This window comes from Bradyrhizobium sp. CSA112, from assembly GCF_029051645.1.
Lineage (GTDB): Bacteria > Pseudomonadota > Alphaproteobacteria > Rhizobiales > Xanthobacteraceae > Bradyrhizobium.
The window spans coordinates 1-1912 of sequence record NZ_JAACFS010000094.1; the positions used below are offsets into that span (position 1 = coordinate 1).

General features: G+C 68.3%; 1 protein-coding gene. It reads left to right on the forward strand.

Going from position 1 to position 1912, the window contains the following annotated elements:
- Window positions 1-1912 (forward strand): condensation domain-containing protein (locus tag GWE18_RS41780; RefSeq protein WP_275191285.1); only part of this gene is annotated, 1912 nt, incomplete at both ends.

Sequence of the window (1912 nt, forward strand, 5' to 3'; positions counted from 1 at the left end):
GCGCGGCCTATGAGCCGCCGCGGGGCGAGACCGAGACCGCGCTGGCGACGATCTGGGCGGAGCTTCTCGGTGTGGCGCGGGTCGGGCGGCACGACAACTTCTTTGACCTCGGTGGACATTCGCTGCTGGCGGTGCAGCTGATGGCGCGTCTGCGGCGGCTGTCGCTGGGGATCGAGGTGCAGACCTTGTTCGCCAAGCCGGTGCTGGCGGATCAGGCCGCAAGCCTGGGCAGTCATCAGGAGGCGGCGGTCCCGGCCAACCTGATCACCGCGAGCAGCACGGCGATTACGCCGCAGATGCTGCCGCTGATCGAGCTGACGCAGGGCGAGATCGATCGGATCGTCGCCATGGTGCCTGGTGGCGTCGGCAACATCCAGGACATTTATGGCTTGTCGGCGCTGCAGGACGGCATCCTGTTCCATCATCTGCTCGCCAGCCATGGCGATCCGTACCTGCTGGTGTCGCAGACGGCGTTTGCCGACCGTGGCCTGTTGGATCGCTATCTTGCCGCGGTTCAGCGGGTGGTGGATCGGCACGACATTCTGCGCACGGCCTTTGTCTGGGAGGGGCTGTCGAGCCCGGCCCAGGTGGTGTGGCGTCGTGCGCCGCTGGAGGTGAGCGAGGTCGAGCTGGATGGCTATGATTGTCCCGGCGCCGATGAGCTCCGGCGCCGGTTTGATCCGCGCCAGCACCGCATCGATCTTGGCCGGGCGCCGCTGTTGCGGTTTGTGACCGCGCGCGAGCCCGGCAGCGCGCGCTGGCTGCTGCTGGAGCTGCAGCACCATTTGATCGGGGATCAAACCACGCTGGAAGTGATGCATGCCGAGGTCCGGGCCGTGCTGGAGGGGCGCGAGCATGAGCTGATAGCCCCGCAGCCGTTCCGCAATCTGGTGGCGCAGGCGCGTCTTGGTGTTGATGCCAAGGCGCATGAAGAGTTCTTCCGAGGGCTGCTGGCAGACATCGACGAGCCGACCATGCCGTTCGGGTTGAGCGAGATCCGCGGCGACGGCCATGGGGTCCATGAGGCGCGGCGGATGCTGCCGCAGGCGCTCAACGCGCGGCTGCGGGAACAGGCGCGGCGGCTGGGGGTGAGCCTGGCGAGCCTGTGCCATCTGGCCTGGGGGCAGGTGGTGGCGCGCAGCAGCGGCCGCGAGCAGGTGGTGTTCGGCACGGTGCTGTTCGGCCGCATGCATGGCGGCGCCGGTGTCGACCGCGCCATGGGCCTGTTCATCAACACCCTGCCGCTGCGGCTTGATCTGGACGGCACCGGGGTCGAGGCGAGCGTGCGGACCACCCACGCCCGGCTGGCCGAGCTGCTGGCGCACGAGCATGCCTCGCTGGCCTTGGCGCAACGCTGCAGCGGCGTTGCGGCACCGGCGCCGCTGTTCAGCGCGCTGTTGAACTATCGTCACACCACGCCAGCGGCCATGTCCGGTTCTGCACCGAATGATGGGCTAGAGGGGGCCGAATGGCTGGGCGGGGAGGAGCGCACCAACTATCCCCTGTCCTTGTCGGTGGAGGATTTTGGCGAGGCGCTCGGTCTGACGGCGCAGGTGGCGGAGGGCGTCGCTGCGGACCGGGTCTGCGGTTACATGCAGCGCGCGCTCGAGCAAGTGGCTGAGGCGCTGGAGCACGCCCCCAATACGCCGGTGCGAGACCTGGACATCCTGCCAGCCGCTGAGCGCGCCTACCTCCTGGAGGAGTTGAACCGGACGGCGGCCCCCTATCCGGCGGAGCAGTGCATCCATCAGCTGTTCGAGGCGCAGGTGCGTCAAGCGCCGGACTCGGTGGCGGTGGTCGATGCGGACGCGCGCTTAAGCTATGGCGAGCTCAATGCACGGGCGAACCGGCTCGCGCATCATCTGATCGGGCTCGGGGTGAGGCCCGGGGATAGTGTTGCGACAATGCTGGA